This is a genomic window from Bradyrhizobium sp. MI1.3, assembly GCF_055811695.1.
The window spans coordinates 1-663 of the sequence record NZ_JBVVPQ010000236.1; the positions used below are offsets into that span (position 1 = coordinate 1).

General features: G+C 56.0%; 1 protein-coding gene. It reads left to right on the plus strand.

Translation table 11 applies throughout. The features are described 5' to 3' along the window. Nucleotides 1-441 (plus strand): hypothetical protein (locus AC0L3A_RS40820; RefSeq protein ID WP_473256592.1); only part of this gene is annotated, 441 nt, incomplete at its 5' end. Nucleotides 442-663: the final 222 nt, after the last annotated feature.

The window sequence follows — 663 nt, forward strand, 5'->3', positions numbered from 1 at the left end:
CTAGGGACGCCTTCCACTCTCACCTTGGACCAGGAATGGTCTGAATTCCTTGCATTCCTTGTCAACGAGGGAGGATTGTCGCCTGAACACGATGCAACCATGGAAATTCGGCCGGGTGATTTCGCTGCGCTCGCGAGCGCTGCTTTCGGTGCATGGAAAATCGGTGTACCGGCGCTTGAGGAAATCTTCCAACTGTTCATTCGCCATATTCGCGCGGGCAAACTATACGTACCTAAGAAGGTTTCGGCGCTCTGTGTCTATTACACTCGGGAGTCCACTAGCCTAGCAACTCCATGGCACGCTGCTTTCGAGAGCGTCGTTGAAGGGCCCCCTCTTCCTGGCGACCATCGTTCCCTTCTGAAGCATCCAAATGTGACCGTTCTCGCGGAGGACCTCTCACATCGGCTTCCCGGGGAGGCAGAGTTGGTCCCGGCTGTCTGAACAGGGTCGGGTCGACAGGTGGAGCCTCTGCCGGGGTTAGGCTGCCATGCGGACTTGTGCCGGAGCTGCAACGTCGTGGCCTGTTCCGCACGGAGTACAAAGTCGTCCGTGAAGAGCGGCTAAGCGACTGAGCCAGAATCGCATTTGTCTTTGTGGACTGTTTTGGGATTGCAGGGTTTTGATGCTTCGGGCATCGGAACCTTGCGATTTCGTTTTTAGATT